The sequence below is a fragment of the Bacillus sp. FSL R5-0447 genome, from assembly GCF_038606125.1.
GTDB lineage: Bacteria > Bacillota > Bacilli > Bacillales > Bacillaceae > Bacillus > Bacillus velezensis.
In genome coordinates this window covers 3,533,826-3,552,073 of the sequence record NZ_CP152012.1, presented here as the reverse complement: position 1 = coordinate 3,552,073, position 18,248 = coordinate 3,533,826, and the positions used below count along the sequence as shown (strand labels likewise).

The window sequence follows — 18,248 nt, the reverse complement described above, 5'->3', positions numbered from 1 at the left end:
ATGAGTCATGAAGTAAACGTTGTGGTCTGGAGCAAACAGGGCTGTGCGTATTGCGATGAAGTGAAAGGATATTTGCGGGAAAAGGCCATTGCGTACGAAACAATTGATGTGACAGAACGGGACGAATTGCGTGACGTGCTGCAGATGAAATACGGCATCCGTCATGTCCCCGTCGTTGAACTCGGCAGCGGTGACAGCCGTGTGTATCAGGCCGTTACTCAAGTCGGCATTGAACATGTAGAACGGGCGCTTGCCGATTACGAGGGGAAAAAGGGGGAGAGAAAATGAGCCGGACGGATCTTATTCAATTCGGAGCCATGATTCACGGTGTCGGCGGCACAACGGACGGCTGGCGTCATCCCGACGCCGATCCGACAGCAAGCACGAATGCGGCGTTTTACAGGCAAAAAGCGCAGACTGCAGAAAGAGGGCTGTTCAGCTTTGCTTTTATTGCGGACGGCTTGTTCATTTCTGAAAAGTCCATCCCGCATTTCTTAAATCGGTTTGAGCCGATCACTATCTTATCGGCGCTTGCCGCCTCTACAACCCATCTTGGTTTAATCGGCACATTTTCCACATCGTTCACTGAGCCGTTCACCATCGCAAGACAGCTGATGTCTCTTGACCATATCAGCGGCGGCCGGGCGGGCTGGAATCTCGTCACCTCTCCGCAGGCGGGAGCCGCGCGCAATCACAGCAAAGAAAGCCTTCCCGACCACAGCCGGCGCTATGCCATCGCCCAGGAACATGTGGACGTGGTGCGCGGTCTGTGGAATTCCTGGGAAGAAGATGCCTTCGTCCGCAACAAAGAAACCGGGCAGTTTTTTGACCCTGACAAACTGCATCGCCTGTATCACAAAGGCGAGTATTTCAAAGTGGAGGGCCCGCTGAATATCGGCCGGTCCAAACAGGGAGAGCCGGTCGTTTTCCAAGCGGGGTCTTCAGAAACCGGTCGGTCGTTTGCCGCGAGGAATGCAGATGCAGTCTTTACGCACTCCAATTCACTTGAGGAAACGAAAGCTTTTTATGATGATGTGAAGAAGCGGGCGGCGGATTACGGCCGGGACGCTACCAAGCTGCGGATTTTTCCGGGAATCAGTCCGATTATAGCCGGCTCACAAGAAGAAGCGGAAGCGAAATACCAAGAATTCGCCGAGCTGATTCCGATAGAGAACGCCGTTAAATATGTGGCCAGATTTTTTGACGATTATGATCTGAGCCGTTTTCCGCTGGATGAGCCGTTCCCTGATTTGGGCGACGTCGGGAAAAACGCGTTTCAAAGCACGACAGACCGTATCAAAAGGGAGGCGAAAGCCCGGAATCTTACGTTGCGTCAAGTGGCGCGCGAAGCCGCGTTTCCGCGAACCCATTTTATCGGCACACCTGAACGTGTAGCGTCATTAATTGAAACATGGTTTCAGCGGGAAGCGGCGGACGGGTTTATCATTCACTCTGACATCCCCGGCATGCTTGAAGCCTTTGTGGATCAAGTCATACCGATCCTCCAGGAAAAGGGGCTGTACCGAAAAAGCTATCCGGCCGATACACTGCGGGGGAATCTCGGGTTGGATATTCCGGTCTGTAAATCAAATCCGATTTTGAGCAGAAACTAAATGTTTCTGCTTTTTCTGCTGCTTGCCATTCCCGTCATTAAAGGGATCCCGCCAGCATTTTGGATAAGAATAGAGCCGATTTACCCCGTTAACCATTAAGAGTAAATCGGCTCTTTACTATTAAAAGACGTAAGGAATGAAAACCTGTTGAATGCAATCCTTCAAACTTATATTCCCTAAGAAATTGTTATAAAAATAAGTTAAATCTTTAAGAGGTTAGCAATATTTCCGCCTAGTACTCGTTGTGCGACTTCTTCACTTGAAGCATGGCGTTCAACTGCCAACTTATTTAGGAATGGATCACCATATGGAAAATCAGAACTAAATAAAGTTTTCTCTGGGAGTTCTTTTATAGCCAAAGATAATGCATAGGTTGTATAAAATGCAGAAATATCCAGGTAGGCGTTCTTTGTTTCTTTTGTTAATGCAATAACTTGCTGCCAATGAATCCCTCCCAAATGGCCATAGATTACAGGGACAGTGGGATATTTACGAGTTAAAGCGAACAATTCCCGAATATCATTTAAATTGAGTGGATGGAATGTATGCACCCAAATCGGAAAGGAATTATAATCACCAGCTGCCTGGAATACAGGCTCAAGCATTTTAATTTGGCCTGAACCCAGGGTGAATTCTCCAAGCCCCTTCATTTTATAATCTTTTACAATCTTCTCAACCCAATCATGCAGTTCTCCGGAGGAACTTAAAAGGGGAACTGATCCAAATCCAATAAAACGGTCAGGATATTTTGCGATAGCATCCCTCAATTCTTCTAAAGCTTTTGATCGTGCTTCTAGGGGATTTATTTCGTTATTTAAAATTTGATTCAGTACATCCATTTCCTGAATAAATTCATCGTAGCTTTCACTTTTTTCTGGATGAACAAGCGTAGAGAATAAAATAGTTTTATCTATCCCGCTTGAATCCATCATTTCAATGTGTTTTTCTACAGGTAGAACTACGTGGGCATGACTATCAATAATCATTTTTTACTCTCCTTCCAATAAATTGGCTGACAGCTGATTTCGTCTTTTAGAAAATACTTCAGTAGCTATTGTTAAAATGGTATTTAATGCGACAGGAAAGCCTGCATAAATTAACATTTGCATCATAGCTTCCACAATTTCTTCTTCGGTCCATCCGACATTTAAAGCTCCGTTAATATAAAATTTTAATTGTTCCGTATTTCCTAAAGCAGTCAGACCAGCAACTGCTGCAAGAAGGCGGGATTTTAAATCTAATCCCGGTCTGGAAAAAATTTGACCGTAATTAAATTCCACAGCCAAAGTTCCCAAGTCGGGTGCTGCTGAATCTTTAAAACTGTTCACGATATTTTGATAGTTGTGCGGATCTATTTTTGATAGAACTTCCAATCCCTTTTTGTAGTTTTCTGTATTTTCAGACATTAGATATAACTTCCTTTCTCGAATTCTCTATTTTTTACTGTTCTTTTTTTAGGTAAGCTAAATAAGGAACTAAAAGCAATACCTATCATGAGTATCCCAACTGTACATACTCCATACCAATGCCATTTGCTCCAAGCAAGTACACCTAGATATGATCCTAAAGATCCGCCTAAGAATGTAGATACCATGTATAAACCATTTAATCTGCTTCTCTTTTCAGGAGATAGTTGAAAGATAGCAGCTTGACAAGCAACTTGATTTGCTTGCGTGCCAACTGTTACTAATAGTGCGCCAAGAAGTAATCCCGGTAACCAATATCCTAAGAATATTAAGGTCAGAAAAGCGATTAAAGAAATAAACATACATAAGGTATTAGCAAATTTTGATCCTTTTTTATCGATCACCCGGCCAATCATGGGAGTTGCAAAGGCTCCAGCTATTCCCACTAAACCTATTAAACCTGCCGCGGTGCTCCCATAAGAATACGGAGAAGTATTTAATAAAAAAATAAGAGTTGTCCAGAAGGCACTAAAGGAACCAAACATCATTCCTTGACTCAGGCAAGCTTTTTGCAACACTTTTTCTTTTTTAAATAACGGGCCTAAAGATGCAAGTAATGTTTTATACTGCATTGCATGATTTCCTTTGCTTTTTGGAAGATACATTGCCATTAAAATGATCATTATCATTGTGCCAGCAAAAGAAGCCCAATACATTGATCTCCATCCAAAATGGGAATCTGCAAAACCACTGATAAATCGAGCGCCTAAAATCCCACACACTAAGCCAATGGCAACATTCCCTAACACTTTTCCTCTGTTCTCTTCTGAAGCTAAATTAGCAGCAAGAGGAACAATAATTTGAGGGACTATGGTAACAAATCCAAGAATTAAGTTTGCTGCAATCAGCCACGTTACATTCATTGATAAAGCAGTTGCGGCTAAAATTATACATACAATAGATAATAAACTTAGGATCAATTTTCTCCGTTCAAAAATGTCACCTAATGGTACCAATAAAAGATTTCCCAATGCATATCCCACTTGAGTTAAAGTTGCTACAATTCCTATATAGTTTTCAGAAACGTGAAAAGTATTTGCCATACTGACTAAGAGCGTTTGATTTAAATAGACATTAGCTACTGTAAAACCACATGCTGCAGCCATGAGGAGAACTAATCCTTTTGGGAAAGGCTCAGCCCTATTTTTGAAAACCATAAAACTCACCTCCTTCATTTATTAGAATAGATGAAGGTTTATAATGGGAATAGGAGTGTGTTTATCCTATTATTAAAACTACTACTTATAAGGGGAGAAGTTCATGTTAAGTGACAAAGAAAGAAGGAAAGAACTAGGGGATTTCTTAAAAACACGACGGGCGCGATTATCTCCTCAAGACTTTGGTTTACCTATTGGTCCGCGCAGAAAAACAGAAGGACTGCGCCGAGAAGAAGCAGCTCAGCTGGCAGGAATAGGAGTAACCTGGTATACATGGTTAGAGCAAGGGCGTGATATACAGGTATCTTCAGACGTATTGGAGGCTATTTCGCGTGTATTCAGGTTAAATGAAGAGGAAAAAGAGCATCTATTTTTATTAGCAAATCGGCCATTGCTATCTAAGGTGGGAAGACCTCTCGTTGAAAGTGTAAATAGCGTCCTGAAAAATGTATTGAGTCAATTAGAATACTGCCCTACATATGTAACCGACGAAAAATTGAACATAGTAAGCTGGAATAAAGCTGCTGCCGTGGTTTTTGGTGACTTTAATAAAATGAATGATCGAGATCGTAATGCAGTCTGGCGTTGCTTTACGTCTAAAGAATACCGAGACCTCTTTCTTAATTGGGAAGATCATGCGCAACGCTTGATTGCTCAATTTCGTTTAGCCTATACACGTTTTGTCGGTGATGAGTGGTTTAAAGATATCATTAAAGAACTTACCAATAAGAGCCCTGAGTTTCGTAATTGGTGGTTCAAGCATGAAGTTCTAGGTACTCCTTGCGGCAAAAAAACACTGCTGCATCCTTTAGTTGGAGAAATGATTATGGATCATATTACTCTTCAAGTGTACGATGCCCCTGAACTAAAATTAACCATTTACCAACCTCGCCAAGAAGGTGAAACAGAACAGAAAATGAAGCGTTTGTTAAACTGGCAAGCAGACCTGCAATAAAAGAGTGTGATAAATTCGAACGTATGAAGCGGAATTCGTTTGTCTCTAATATAAGAGCAGGAACATTTTGCATGGATAAATTCCACACAACTGTCTGAAATGAAACAGCCGATTTAGGCTTAACATGGTCAAAATCGGTCTTTTCTTTGTCGAAATTTGCTTAACGCGAGTTTTTTCGATTTGCTGGAGGTACTTCTTACAGCCTTTTCAAAAAAATATACTGATTTCGAGATATTATTGTTGCGAAAAGAATTTTTTGTAACTATAATTATTACAGAACTGATCAGTATAAAAAAACATTCATATTTCATAATAAATGTGTGTGTAATTTGAAAACGAAAGGGCTGTTTACAATGGCAAAAGTACTTTATATCACTGCTCATCCTCATGATGAAAAGACATCTTACAGCATGGCGACAGGAAAAGCGTTTATCGATTCTTATAAAGAATCAAACCCGAATGATGAGGTTGTACATATCGACCTTTACAAAGAGAACATTCCTCATATCGACGCGGATGTATTCAGCGGCTGGGGAAAACTTCAATCCGGCACAGGTTTTGAAGAGCTTTCTGAAAACGAAAAAGCGAAAGTCAGCCGTCTGAACGAGCTGAGCGATCAATTCGCGTCAGCTGACAAATACGTATTCGTCACACCGCTTTGGAACTTCTCATTCCCGCCTGTTATGAAAGCGTATCTTGATTCTGTGGCTGTAGCCGGAAAATCATTCAAATATACAGAGCAAGGCCCGATCGGTCTGTTGACAGACAAAAAAGCGCTCCACATTCAGGCGCGCGGAGGCTATTACTCTGAAGGGCCGGCGGCTGACATGGAAATGGGCCACCGTTACATCGGCATCATGATGAACTTCTTCGGCGTTCCTTCTTTTGACGGATTAATCGTTGAAGGCCATAATGCTGAACCGAATAAAGCACAGCAAATTAAAGAAGATGCGATTGCCCGCGCGAAAGAAGCCGGAAAATCATTCTGATCTTAAAAAAACCTCCCTGCCGTACGGCTGGGAGGTTTTTCATATTAAAGGGCAATCGTCCGTTTTTGTTCGCTGCTTTTCATCGCCGCTTCAATGACACGGATGACATCGATGCCTTCTTTTGCCGTAACGGGAAGCGGTTTTCCGTTTAAGATGCTGTCTGCCAGCAGTTTGTAGTACGTAAGGTAAGAGCCGTTCTCAGAGGGGATTGTTTCTGTATGCCGTTTTTCATCCGCTGCGATTGTCAGCTCTCCGAAGTTGTCAGGGTCATCGGCGCCCCAGCTGTCGTCAATCGGCTTTTGGCCGGCTGAAAGCGCAGCTTCCTGTCCGTCCTTTCCGTATTTGATAAAGCTTGCATTCCGTCCGTGAATCTGGTAGCGCGGGCCGCTTGCCGCATTCATGGAGCCGGATTGAAGAATGACCTGAAGTTTGCCGTAATGGAGCGCGGCCAGAAAATAATCGACGGTTTCACTGTTGTCCCGCTGTTTCATCACATTTGCCGTGACGGATTCCGGCATTCCGAAAAGCAGGAGTGTCTGGTCAATAATATGTGAACCGAGATCATACAGCGTTCCCGTGGCGGGTCCGCTTTTTTCGCGCCATCTTTCTTGGACAACCGGATTGTACAGATCGTAGTTGACTTGATATGTATGAATGTCTTGAAGCGCCCCGTCCCGAATCAGCTTTTGTATCGTTAAAAAATCATTGTCCCAGCGCCGGTTGTGGTACACGCTCAGTAAGACGCCTTTATCTTCAGCCGTTCTTCTCAGTTCCTCCGCTTCTGCTGAAGTCGCCGTCATCGGTTTTTCCACGACGGTGTGTTTTCCCGCCAGGAGACATTTCATCGCTGATTCATAATGCATTCCGCTCGGTGTCGTGACAATGACGAGATCAATGTCAGGATCACCGGTAATGTCTTCAATCGCGCGCACGGCTTCAGCCCCCGGCAGATCACGTTTGACCTCATCCGTTCTGGACGTCATGACTTTTTTGATCTGATAATCATCAAGGACGTCCAAAAGCGGCGCATGAAAGACTTTACCCGACAAACCATACCCCAATATGCCGACTTGTATCGTTTTCAATGAATTTCCCCCTCTTGATATGTGATAACATTATATACCCCGCGGGCGTACTGGTAAAACTTGTGTGTTGAAAATTTTTTACACCGGATTTTCAAGTCTGTATAATGAAGATAACGAAGAAAAAAACCGAGGTGGAAAATGGACAAACATACCGAGCATCAATCGTTAAATCATAAAAGCGCCAAAGAAAAAGACCAGATCCTGAACCGGCTGAAACGGATTGAAGGCCAAGTCAGGGGCATTCAGAATATGGTGGATAACGAACGATACTGCGTGGATATTCTCGTGCAGATTTCAGCCGTACAGGCGGCCATGCAGAAAGTCGCGTTTCATCTGCTGGAAGATCACGCCCATCACTGCGTAGCCGGCGCCATTGAGAGCGGAAACGGGGAGCAGGCGATTGCCGAGCTGCTTGATGTTGTGAAAAAAATCGCAAAATCGTAAAATAAAATGTTTTGAAATACCCTACAGGGGTATGGTAACATGAAGAAGAAAAAACAAGACGTGGAGGGAATCATCATGGAACAAAAAACACTGCAAGTCGAAGGCATGTCCTGTCAGCACTGCGTCAAAGCAGTAGAGACCGGAGTAGGAGAACTGAACGGAGTGACGGCGGTTCAGGTGAAATTGGAAGCCGGACAGGTGGATGTGACGTTTGATGAGAACAAAGTCTCCGTATCAGATATAAAAGACGCGATTGAAGATCAAGGTTATGACGTCGTATAGGATTTATCGCGCTGCGGAAACGGGCGCGGTTTTCTTTTATCATACTTATACCCCCATGGGGTTTATGAAGAGAGATGAGGACATTGAGTGAACCGAAAGAAATGACCATTCAAGTGGGGGGCATGACATGCGCCGCCTGCGCTTCTAGAATTGAAAAAGGACTGAAACGGATGGACGGCGTCAATGACGCTTCCGTCAATCTTGCGCTTGAGACCTCAAATATTTCCTATCAGCCTGACAAAATCGAAGCTGGCGCCATAAAGGATAAAATTGAAAAACTCGGCTACCATGTTGTGACGGAAAAAGCCGAGTTTCAGATTGAAGGCATGACGTGCGCCGCTTGCGCCAATCGGATTGAAAAGCGCCTGAACAAAGTAGGGGGAGTTGACAGCGCACCGGTGAATTTCGCTCTGGAAACGGTCACCGTTGAATACAATCCGAAAGAGGTGACACCGAAAGAGCTGAAAGAGACCGTGGCAAAACTCGGCTACAGATTAGACGAGAAGCAAGCGGTTGATGGAGATGGCGGATTATCCCAAAAGGAGAAAGAGCAGCGAAAACAGCTGATCAGGCTGATATTTTCTGCCGTTCTCTCATTTCCGCTTCTATGGTCGATGGTCAGCCATTTTTCTTTTACTTCTTTTATCTGGATGCCGGATATCCTGATGAATCCGTGGCTGCAATTCGCGCTTGCCACCCCGGTGCAGCTCGTCATCGGCTGGCCTTTTTATATGGGAGCGTATAAGGCGCTGAGAAACAAAAGCGCCAACATGGATGTTCTCGTGGCGCTCGGAACGACGGCCGCTTACGCATACAGCCTGTACATGACGATTGCGTCTCTCGGACGAGACGGACATGTAGAGGGGCTTTATTATGAAACGAGCGCCATTTTGCTGACTTTGATTTTGCTTGGAAAGCTTTTAGAGATGAAAGCGAAAGGCCGCTCATCAGAAGCGATTAAAAAGTTAATGAAGCTTCAGGCGAAGACGGCGGCGGTTGAGCGGGAAGGGAAGGTACAGGTGATTCCGATTGACGAGGTCCGGACGGGGGATATCGTATATGTGAAACCGGGAGAACGTGTTCCTGTCGATGGCGAAGTGATTGAAGGCCATTCCGCAATTGATGAATCGATGATTACGGGGGAGAGCATGCCTGTCGATAAGTCTCCCGGAAGCACCGTCACCGGGGCGACCATCAATGCAAACGGCTTTCTCAAAATCAGAGCGGTGAATGTCGGGAAAGATACCGCGCTTGCACACATTATTAAAATCGTGGAAGAAGCCCAAGGATCAAAAGCCCCCATTCAGCGGCTCGCGGATCACATTTCAGGCATTTTCGTCCCGATTGTGCTGGGGCTGGCCATGCTGACTTTTCTCATTTGGTATGTATGGGCCGCGCCGGGACAGTTTTCTGAAGCGATCGGCAAATTCATCGCCGTGCTTGTCATTGCCTGTCCGTGCGCACTCGGGCTTGCCACTCCGACGAGCATTATGGCGGGCTCCGGCCGCGCAGCTGAATTCGGCATTCTTTTTAAAGGCGGAGAGCATTTAGAAAAAACACAGCGTCTGACGACCATCGTACTGGATAAAACAGGAACGGTGACAAACGGCAGACCGGTTCTGACAGACGCCGTACCGGCAGCGGGAATGAACGAAGAGGAACTCCTGCGGCTGGCGGCGGCCGCCGAAACGGGATCAGAGCACCCGCTTGGAGAAGCCATCGTGTCAGGAGCCGAAAAACGGGGGATTGTCATCCCGAAAATCACCCGGTTCCAAGCCCGGATCGGTTCCGGAATATACGCCGAGGCTGACGGCAGAACGATTCTAGCCGGATCAAGACGGCTGATGGAATCGGAACACATCGAACATGAGGCGCTGCTTCCTCACATGGCCCGCTTGGAGGCGGAAGGAAAAACGGTGATGCTTATTGCGGCAGACGGCAAAGCGGCGGGGCTTATCGCAGTCGCCGATACAATCAAAGACACATCTCCGGCCGCGGTGAAACGCCTGAATGATATGGGGCTTGACGTCATCATGATGACCGGTGACAACAAAAACACCGCGGAAGCCATTGCAAAAGCCGCGGGCATCGGCAGCGTGATCGCCGAAGTGCTTCCCGAACAAAAGGCGGCGGAAATTTCCCGGCTGCAAAAAGAAGGCCGGCGCGTGGCGATGGTCGGTGACGGCATCAATGATGCTCCGGCGCTGGCTGTGGCCGATATCGGAATGGCCATCGGCACCGGCACAGATATCGCAATGGAAGCAGCGGATATTACGCTGATCCGCGGTGACCTGAACGGCATTGCCGACGCCATCGGCATGAGCAGGCTGACCATGAGAAACATCAAGCAGAATTTAGGCTGGGCATTGGGATACAACAGCATCGGCATTCCGATTGCGGCGTCCGGCTTTCTGGCCCCGTGGGTGGCAGGCGCTGCCATGGCGTTCAGCTCAGTATCGGTCGTCCTTAATGCTTTGCGTTTACAGAAGGTGAAAAAAGACAAAATAGGCTGATGCCTGTTTTGTCTTTTTTATTGACACTTTATTCAAAGCCTGCATATAATAGAGAAAACACATATATGAGTATATGTTCATATATATAAATCCGTTTAGCTGTATTGATGTTATGGGAATCCTATTACGGAAAGTAGGGTGAGTCGAAAATGAAAGCAGCCAAAGGTGAATTTGTATTAGACGGACTTGATTGCAGCAACTGTGCAAAAAAAATAGAAAACGGCGTAAAAGCCATTGACGGCATAGACGGCTGTGCTGTCAATTTTGCGGCAAGCACCATCACGGTCTCAGCCGGCGGCAAAAACGAGCAATGGATGAAAGACGAAGTCGCGAAAAAAGTAAAGTCCATTGATCCTCATGTGACCGTTCGTTCGAAGCACGAAGACAAACCCGGCGAGGATGAATACCGCAAAAAGCTGCAGCTGATGTTAGTGAGATTGGCAGCGGGAGCCGTTTTGGCCGTCATCGCTTACTTCGCACACACGGGCGCCGTCCTTGAGTTTCTGCTCTTTTTTGCTTCATATTTGATTATCGGCGGCGATATCGTAGCCAGAGCGGGAAAAAACATTTTCCGCGGCCAGGTATTTGATGAGCATTTTCTGATGGCGCTTGCCACGATCGGCGCATTTATGATTCATCAGTATCCGGAAGGCGTCGCGGTCATGCTGTTCTACCAAATCGGTGAACTGTTTCAGGGAGCGGCCGTCAGCCGATCCAGAAAATCGATCAGCGCGTTATTGGACATCCGTCCTGAGTACGCCAATGTGAAAACGGAAAACGGCATGACTGCCGTTCCGCCGCAGGACGTCAAAGTCGGACAGGTCATCGTCGTGAATCCCGGAGAACGGATTCCGTTGGACGGAAAGGTGCTGAGCGGTTCTTCGATGGTTGATACATCCGCTTTAACGGGCGAATCCGTGCCGAGAAAAGCGGAGCCGGGGCAAGATGTGATGGCCGGATTTATGAATCAGAACGGCGTGCTTCATATTGAAACCTCTAAAGGATATGAAGACTCTGCCGTGTCAAAAATATTGGATCTGGTCGAAAATGCGGCCGGACGCAAAGCGAAAACGGAAAACTTTATTACGAAGTTTGCCAAGTATTATACACCGGCCGTTGTCATTGTTGCGGTGCTTCTCGCCTTTTTACCGCCGCTTCTCGTGCCTTCAGCCGCGCTATCCGACTGGGTGTACCGCGCGCTGATTTTCCTTGTGATTTCTTGTCCGTGCGCACTCGTCGTCTCCATTCCGCTCGGGTTTTTCGGCGGTATCGGAGCTGCGTCTAAAGCAGGGGTGCTCGTGAAAGGCAGCAACTATTTAGAAGCGCTCAATCAGGTGGCATACGCCGTGTTTGATAAAACGGGAACCTTAACGAAAGGCAATTTCGCCGTTACTGATATCAGACCGGCGGCGGGGTTTACGAAAGACAGCCTGCTTCATGCGGCCGCGCTTGCAGAAGCCCATTCTAATCATCCGATTGCTTCTTCCATCCGTGAAGCTTACAATCAACCGCTCGCGGCAGACGAGATTGAAGAATATGAAGAAATACCCGGACACGGCATTCGGGTGAAAACCGGCGGATCAACGATTTTAGCCGGAAATCAAAAACTGATGGCAAAAGAACAAATCGCTTCCGGCACAGCTGAAAACAACGGAACCGTCGTCTATGTCGCCGTTGATCAGCAGTATGCGGGGGCGATCGTGATCGCCGATGAAATCAAAGAGGACGCCAAACAGGCCATTGCCAATTTAAAAGCGCTCGGCGTGAAGCGGACAGTGATGCTGACGGGTGATTCAAAGCAGACCGGAGAAGCTGTCGGCCGAGAGCTCGGTATTGATGATGTGTACACAGAGCTTTTGCCGGGTGACAAGGTAGACCGCGTCGAAGAACTTGAAGCGGCGCTTTCACCGAATGAAAAACTGATGTTTGTCGGCGATGGGATTAATGATACGCCTGTGCTTGCCAGAGCTGACATCGGGGCTGCCATGGGGGCTCTCGGCTCTGATGCCGCCGTCGAAGCGGCCGATGTCGTCCTGATGACAGACCAGCCGTCAAAAGCAGCCGAAGCCATCCGGATTGCACGCCGCACACGCCGGATCGTCTGGCAGAACATCGGATTTGCTTTAGGCGTAAAAATGATTTTTCTCCTGCTTGGCGCATTCGGATTCGCCACCATGTGGGAAGCGGTCTTTTCAGATGTCGGCGTCACGCTGATCGCTGTTGCCAACGCGATGCGCGTCATGAGAGTGAAAGCGGAATAATTGTCAAAGATAATTCGTTTTTCAGGGTTTTCTTAAACAAGGTTGTCTTGGTAAAATAGAGAAGCGGGCCATCCGGCATCCGCTTCTTTTTTATTTTAAAAACAATGAGGTGTCTGAGTGAAAAAGAAACAATCGTCTGCGAAATTTGCGGTGATACTGACGTTAATCGTTGTCGTTTTATTTGCGGCCATCGTAATTATTAACAACCAAACGGAAAAAGCGGGCGAAACAGTCGCCGAACAGCCTTCCATTAAAGGACAGCCCGTGCTCGGCAAAGACAGCGCGCCTGTTACGGTAGTTGAATTCGGAGATTACAAGTGTCCGTCATGCAAAGTATTTAACAGCGATATCTTTCCGAAAATCAAAAAAGATTTTATCGATAAAGGCGACGTGAAATTTTCATTTGTGAACGTCATGTACCACGGAAGCGGCTCGCGTCTGGCGGCTCTTGCTTCAGAAGAGGTGTGGAAGGAAGACCCGGCATCATTCTGGGCATTCCATGAAAAGCTGTTTGACCAGCAGCCGTCAAGCGAACAGGAATGGGTCACGCCTGCATTGCTTGAAAAAACGGTCAAAAGCACCGCGAAAAAGGTTGATCCTGACAAGCTGAAGGAAAACCTTGATAAAGAGACATTTGCAAAAGAGCTGAAAGCTGACACTGACCTGAATGATAAATTAAACATAACGGCGACACCGACGATTTACGTAAATGACAAAGTGATTAAAAAATTCTCTGATTATGAGGAGATTTCAAAAACGATTAAGAAAGAGCTGAAAAATGAAAAATAGAATCGTATTTTTATATGCTTCTTGGGTGATAGCTCTTGCTGCCATGCTCGGCAGCCTATATTTCAGCGAGATCAGAAAATTCATACCGTGCGAGCTGTGCTGGTATCAAAGAATTCTCATGTACCCGCTTGTCCTGATTTTAGGAATCGCCACCTTCCAGGGTGACACGCGCGTAAAAAAATACGTGCTGCCGATGGCCGTCATCGGCGCGTTTATATCGATCATGCATTACCTTGAGCAGAAGGTGCCCGGTTTCAGCGGCATCAAGCCGTGTGTCTACGGCGTGCCTTGCTCATCTGAATATATTAACTGGTTCGGTTTCATTACCATTCCTTTCCTGGCATTGACGGCATTTATTCTCATTATTATCTGTATGTGTTTTGTCAAAACGGAACGCACGGCAAAATAAAGAGCCTGCTCCATGGGAGCGGCTCTTTTTCTATTATTTGTACCAAGCTTTGTTTGTCGCAATCTGTCTGTTATGGGAGCTGTCCCAAATATCCACGGAATAGGCATAATCATAATTCATGACGCAGCGGATGCCGCTGCCTTGGGCGTCATGCTGAAGTCCGAAGTTATGGGAAAACTCGTGCTGTGCCGCTTTCGCCGTGTTGGCCGTTCCTTGATCAAGGTTCACGCTGAAAGCCGGGCCGCTCGGTTTGCCGTTATATACATACGCGATCCCGCCGGCGTCAAAACTTGATTTTGCGGTAAAACCGACGACAAAATGATAATTTTGATTTCTGAAGCTGCCTTGGAGATTCGATAAAATCTGAGAACTGTTTGAGCCGGAGGAATTCCAAGCCTGCACGGCCTGTACGACGAAATCAATGTTGTGATCACGGTTAAAAGCAACATCCGCCTGCTCCACGATCTGGACGATTCGCGTTTGCCAGTCGCTGTATTTGGCGCGGTATTCAGCGTCCGCCACCGCCAGCACTCTGACCTTCTGGCTGCCCGTGCTGGCTTTAGTTGAGGCTTTATCCTGACTGACATTGGCATTGAATCGTTTCGTGCCGACCTGCTTGCCGTTTTCATCCAGAATTTTTGTGTCAACCGTCTGTTCGACTTGGACCGGGCCCTTCAGATCTTTAAAATGATCGGCTTTCGGAAGCGGGTCCGTATACACCGTTTTCGCCGGCTCCGCATGAGTGTGCGAATGCGTATGGCTTTCGGCTGACGGCAGGCCGGGAATTAATCCGGCGGCCAATAAAACAGGAAAAACAAGTGAACTGATTTTCATCTCATAACCCCCTTTTTGTTAGAGAAAGTATTCAATGAAACTTCCAATAAACCTCCCAAAATAGTATAAAATAGGTAAATGTTCTTGCTCCCAGCCGTTGCGAGTGAGGTTGTCCCGGGTTAGGAATCAGAATCTTTCAAAAATAAGGTTGATTTTAAGAGAAAGCGATTATAAAATCTAATGGTCGTCAGAAAATTTAACAAATAAAAAGGAGCATATGGAATGGCCTGGGAGCTGCTTAGTGTAATCGGCATCATTGCGTTTGCGGTCAGCGGAGCGATTGTTGCGATGGAAGAGGAGTATGATATTTTAGGCGTGTATATCTTGGGGATTGTAACGGCGTTCGGCGGAGGAGCGATCCGAAATCTGCTGATCGGTGTTCCGGTCTCCGCCTTGTGGGAGCAAGGCGCGTTTTTTCAAATCGCTCTCGCATCAGTTACGATTGTCTTTTTGTTTCCGAAGCTGCTGTTAAGGCATTGGAGTAAATGGGGCAACCTATCCGATGCCATCGGGCTTTCGGCGTTTGCCATCCAAGGCGCTTTATATGCCGTGAAAATGGGCCATCCGCTCAGTGCGGTGATTGCGGCAGCGGTCCTCACCGGCAGCGGGGGCGGCATCATACGGGATTTGCTCGCGGGCAGGAAGCCGCTTGTGCTCAAGGCGGAAATTTACGCGGTCTGGGCCGCGCTCGGAGGGTTAATCGTGGGCCTCGGCTGGGCCGGGGATGCCGCCGGTTTGTATGTGCTGTTTCTTGTGCTTGTGGCATGCCGCATCTGCAGTTATGTGTTCAGGTGGCGCCTGCCGAATCGTTCCTATCATATAGATCAGTAAAAAAACCGATTTCACAAACGAAATCGGTTTTTTTTGCATAACGGCTTCTGATAAAAAAAGACGCCCGATATGATAAGAAAAAGGGTATTTGACCATAATGCTGAATAATATGTTGCATATATGTTTGTATGATGAAAGCCGGATTTGTCAGCTTGATGTCGGAGGTGCCGCTGATGGCAAAACGTGATAAAGAGTGGAAAGAAGAGCAGGAAAGAATCAATTTTGTCATGAAGGAACTGGAACAGAAACAAACTCATCTTGAAGCCTCATCGGGCGGATTGAAGCAGGATATTGTCGGGCTGAGAAAAACGTTTTGGGATGATGTCACCGTGAATATGGATGACGCCCATGAAGCGGCTGAGACATTTTCAAGCATTAAACAGCAGGCGGAAATGCTTTCAGAACGTGAACGGACGCATCGGCTTCAATACCGGCAGCTTCAAAAAATCCAAAAGCTGAAAACCTCTCCTTACTTCGGCCGTGTCGATTTTACGGAAAAAGGGGAGTCCTCTTCCGAGCGGATTTATATCGGGCTGACTTCTTTGATGGATGAAAACAACGAGCAATTTCTCATTTATGATTGGCGCGCGCCCATCTCATCTCTTTACTATCAATATTCCCCGGGAAAAGCCCGCTATGAAGTTCCCGAAGAAACGATAGAAGGAGACATCACACTGAAGCGGCAGTTTATCATTAAAAACGGGACGCTTAAAGCGATGTTTAACACGGATATGACGATTGGTGACGAAATGCTGCAAGAGGTGCTGAGCGGCCATTCCGGACAGCATATGAAAAACATCGTGTCAACCATCCAAAAAGAACAGAACGAAATCATCCGGGATGAAAAAAGCAAATATCTCATCGTTCAGGGAGCCGCCGGAAGCGGGAAAACATCCGCGGCGCTTCAGCGGGCCGCTTACTTGCTGTACCGCGGTCGCGGGGTGCTTGATGCCCGTCAGATTGTATTGTTTTCCCCGAACATTTTGTTCAACAGTTATGTTTCCGCCGTATTGCCGGAATTGGGAGAAGAGAATATGGAGCAGGCCACCTTTCAGGAATATATCATCCGCCGGCTCGGACGAAAGTTTGATTGTGAAAGCCCGTACGAGCAGCTTGAATATTGCCTGACTGAACAAAACCAGGACGCACTTTCTGTAAGGCTTGCAGCCATTGCTTACAAAGCGTCATCAGCTTTCCAGTCCATGATTGACCGCTACGCCGGCTCGCTTTCCGGCTCGGGTCTGATGTGTAAACAGATCAGCTTCCGGGGAGACATCCTGATTTCAAAAGAACGGATTGAAGACTATTTTTATTCGCTTGATCAGCAGCTGCCGATTCCGAACAGAGCGGAGCTGACAGCGGAATGGCTTCTCGCGGAAATCAGCGCTCTCGAAAAAAAGGAGCGTAAGAAGGAATGGGTCTTGCAGGAGAGCGAGCTGCTTGATAAGGAAGACTATGCTGTGGTTTATCAAACACTCAAGAAGCAGGCGGCAGATGATGAACCTGCATTTGACGACCATCAGCGCGAACAGCGGCTGCTTGGCGCCATTATTGTCGGCAAAGCCTTTAAACCGATTAAGCAGGCCGTCAGACGGCTCGGCTTTCTCGATATAAAACGGATGTATCTCCGGCTGTTTTCAGACTGGGGAGCTGATGAAAAGCCCGATCATTGGGAGAGCATCGGCGCTTTGACCAGAAACGCATTTGCAGAACGGTCACTTCCGTATGAAGATGCCGCTCCGTATCTGTATTTGCAGGATCTGTTAGAAGGAAAAAGAAAAAACACACAAATGAAGCACGTCTTCATTGATGAAGCGCAGGATTATTCTCCATTTCAGCTGACGTATATTCAAAGCATCTTCCCAGCTGCAAAGATGACGGTGCTCGGTGATGTCAGCCAGTCGATTTATGCCCACACCATTACGGGCCCTTCTTCCCTCGCCGGCTGCTTTCGCAATGGTGCAGAAAAGTATGTCAGCCTGAAGCGGACTTACAGATCGACGCGGCAGATTGTTGAATTTACGAAAGCGCTGCTGGCTGACGGCGATGACATTGAACCTTTTAACCGGAACGGGGAAAAACCGCGTGTTTTGCGGACGGATACAGAAAATGCGCGGCGGGAACAATTGGCGGATACAATCCGGGAGCTCAGACAAAAAGGCTGGGAGACGGTCGCCGTCATCTGCAAAACGGCCGCGGAAGCCAAAAAAGTGTTTCAGACAGTCAGCGCCGAGAGCGGTGTCCGCTTGATCAATAAAGAAAACCAGCCTTTTCAAAAAGGGGTATGCGTCATTCCCGTTTATTTGGCAAAAGGCATTGAGTTTGACGCCGTCATTGCCGCTGATGCCTCTGCTGCCCAGTACAAAAGCGAACATGACCGTAAGCTGTTATATACGGCCTGTACGCGCGCGATGCATCATCTGACCGTGCTGTCTCCGGGAGAACCCTCTCCTTTTATAAAAGAAGTGCCCGCCGGCTTATTCGTGTAAGCCCTTTGCCAAGTGCAAAGGGCTTTTTATCATTAGTAATCTTAATCATTGTCATCATGATTATATATTTTACTTACATACAAACTTTCGGTAAAGTTTCAATTAGAATATTATTTTGACAATTCCTATAG

At 46.9% G+C, this 18,248-nt stretch carries 17 protein-coding genes; 12 read left to right on the top strand and 5 right to left on the bottom strand.

The genetic code is table 11. From position 1 onward, the window contains the following. A complete protein-coding gene (locus NYE68_RS17975; RefSeq protein ID WP_031378341.1) occupies positions 1-288 on the top strand; it encodes a glutaredoxin family protein in 288 nt (95 codons plus the stop codon). Next, positions 285-1,613: an LLM class flavin-dependent oxidoreductase gene (locus NYE68_RS17970; protein WP_025285269.1), complete on the top strand. Its 1,329-nt coding sequence runs from the start codon at positions 285-287 to the stop codon at positions 1,611-1,613. The genes NYE68_RS17975 and NYE68_RS17970 overlap by 4 nt, the downstream gene beginning before the upstream one ends. Positions 1,614-1,813: 200 nt before the next feature. Here NYE68_RS17970 and NYE68_RS17965 read toward each other — a convergent pair whose 3' ends face one another. The 3 genes from NYE68_RS17965 to NYE68_RS17955 are packed head-to-tail and all read right to left on the bottom strand — an operon-like array spanning position 1,814 to position 4,236. Beyond that, positions 1,814-2,599, bottom strand: coding sequence for an amidohydrolase family protein (locus tag NYE68_RS17965; RefSeq protein WP_015418218.1), 786 nt, complete (start codon positions 2,597-2,599; stop codon positions 1,814-1,816). Positions 2,600-2,602: 3 nt separating this feature from the next. Beyond that, positions 2,603-3,019, bottom strand: coding sequence for a carboxymuconolactone decarboxylase family protein (locus NYE68_RS17960; RefSeq protein WP_007410005.1), 417 nt, complete (start codon positions 3,017-3,019; stop codon positions 2,603-2,605). Continuing rightward, positions 3,019-4,236, bottom strand: a complete 1,218-nt coding sequence (locus tag NYE68_RS17955) for an MFS transporter (protein ID WP_324636395.1) — start codon at positions 4,234-4,236, stop codon at positions 3,019-3,021. The genes NYE68_RS17960 and NYE68_RS17955 overlap by 1 nt, the downstream gene beginning before the upstream one ends. A 103-nt stretch (positions 4,237-4,339) precedes the next feature. Between NYE68_RS17955 and NYE68_RS17950 the strand changes: the two genes are divergently transcribed. Both NYE68_RS17950 and NYE68_RS17945 read left to right on the top strand, forming a co-directional pair. Beyond that, positions 4,340-5,191, top strand: coding sequence for a helix-turn-helix transcriptional regulator (locus NYE68_RS17950; RefSeq protein ID WP_324636396.1), 852 nt, complete (start codon positions 4,340-4,342; stop codon positions 5,189-5,191). A 353-nt stretch (positions 5,192-5,544) separates the two neighbouring features. Further along, the gene (locus NYE68_RS17945; RefSeq protein ID WP_053574150.1) at positions 5,545-6,180 is read left to right on the top strand and encodes an FMN-dependent NADH-azoreductase; all 636 of its coding nucleotides are present in this window, start codon (positions 5,545-5,547) and stop codon (positions 6,178-6,180) included. Positions 6,181-6,224: 44 nt separating this feature from the next. Here the strand turns inward: NYE68_RS17945 and NYE68_RS17940 are convergent, their stop codons facing one another. Next, positions 6,225-7,265, bottom strand: coding sequence for an oxidoreductase (locus NYE68_RS17940; RefSeq protein WP_224462849.1), 1,041 nt, complete (start codon positions 7,263-7,265; stop codon positions 6,225-6,227). A gap of 138 nt (positions 7,266-7,403) precedes the next feature. On the opposite strand from NYE68_RS17940, the gene csoR reads away from it, so the two are divergent. The 6 genes from csoR (at position 7,404) to NYE68_RS17910 (ending at position 13,963) form a co-directional block, all read left to right on the top strand. Then, complete coding sequence (csoR, locus tag NYE68_RS17935) at positions 7,404-7,709, top strand: copper-sensing transcriptional repressor CsoR (protein WP_003151723.1); 306 nt, start codon at positions 7,404-7,406, stop codon at positions 7,707-7,709. Between the two features lie 75 nt (positions 7,710-7,784). After that, complete coding sequence (gene copZ, locus NYE68_RS17930; protein WP_015240581.1) at positions 7,785-7,991, top strand: copper chaperone CopZ; 207 nt, start codon at positions 7,785-7,787, stop codon at positions 7,989-7,991. A gap of 83 nt (positions 7,992-8,074) precedes the next feature. Then, entirely contained in the window at positions 8,075-10,504 is a 2,430-nt protein-coding gene (locus NYE68_RS17925) for a heavy metal translocating P-type ATPase (protein ID WP_268556595.1), read from the top strand. Between the two features lie 149 nt (positions 10,505-10,653). Continuing rightward, positions 10,654-12,765 carry a heavy metal translocating P-type ATPase gene (locus NYE68_RS17920; protein WP_033574848.1) on the top strand — a complete coding sequence of 704 codons (2,112 nt, stop codon included), beginning with the start codon at positions 10,654-10,656 and terminating at the stop codon, positions 12,763-12,765. A gap of 117 nt (positions 12,766-12,882) precedes the next feature. Continuing rightward, a complete protein-coding gene (locus NYE68_RS17915) occupies positions 12,883-13,554 on the top strand; it encodes a DsbA family protein (RefSeq protein WP_053574080.1) in 672 nt (223 codons plus the stop codon). Further along, positions 13,544-13,963, top strand: a complete 420-nt coding sequence (locus tag NYE68_RS17910; protein ID WP_007410015.1) for a disulfide oxidoreductase — start codon at positions 13,544-13,546, stop codon at positions 13,961-13,963. The genes NYE68_RS17915 and NYE68_RS17910 overlap by 11 nt, the downstream gene beginning before the upstream one ends. Positions 13,964-13,996: 33 nt before the next feature. On the opposite strand, the gene NYE68_RS17905 is transcribed toward NYE68_RS17910, so the two are convergent. Then, positions 13,997-14,797 (bottom strand): zinc-dependent metalloprotease, encoded by an 801-nt coding sequence (locus NYE68_RS17905; RefSeq protein WP_007410016.1) that lies wholly within the window; start codon positions 14,795-14,797, stop codon positions 13,997-13,999. Positions 14,798-15,019: 222 nt separating this feature from the next. On the opposite strand from NYE68_RS17905, the gene NYE68_RS17900 reads away from it, so the two are divergent. After that, positions 15,020-15,628: a trimeric intracellular cation channel family protein gene (locus tag NYE68_RS17900; protein ID WP_007410017.1), complete on the top strand. Its 609-nt coding sequence runs from the start codon at positions 15,020-15,022 to the stop codon at positions 15,626-15,628. Between the two features lie 173 nt (positions 15,629-15,801). Further along, positions 15,802-18,117, top strand: a complete 2,316-nt coding sequence (gene helD / locus NYE68_RS17895) for an RNA polymerase recycling motor HelD (RefSeq protein ID WP_061890821.1) — start codon at positions 15,802-15,804, stop codon at positions 18,115-18,117. The last annotated feature ends 131 nt before the right edge of the window (positions 18,118-18,248 follow it).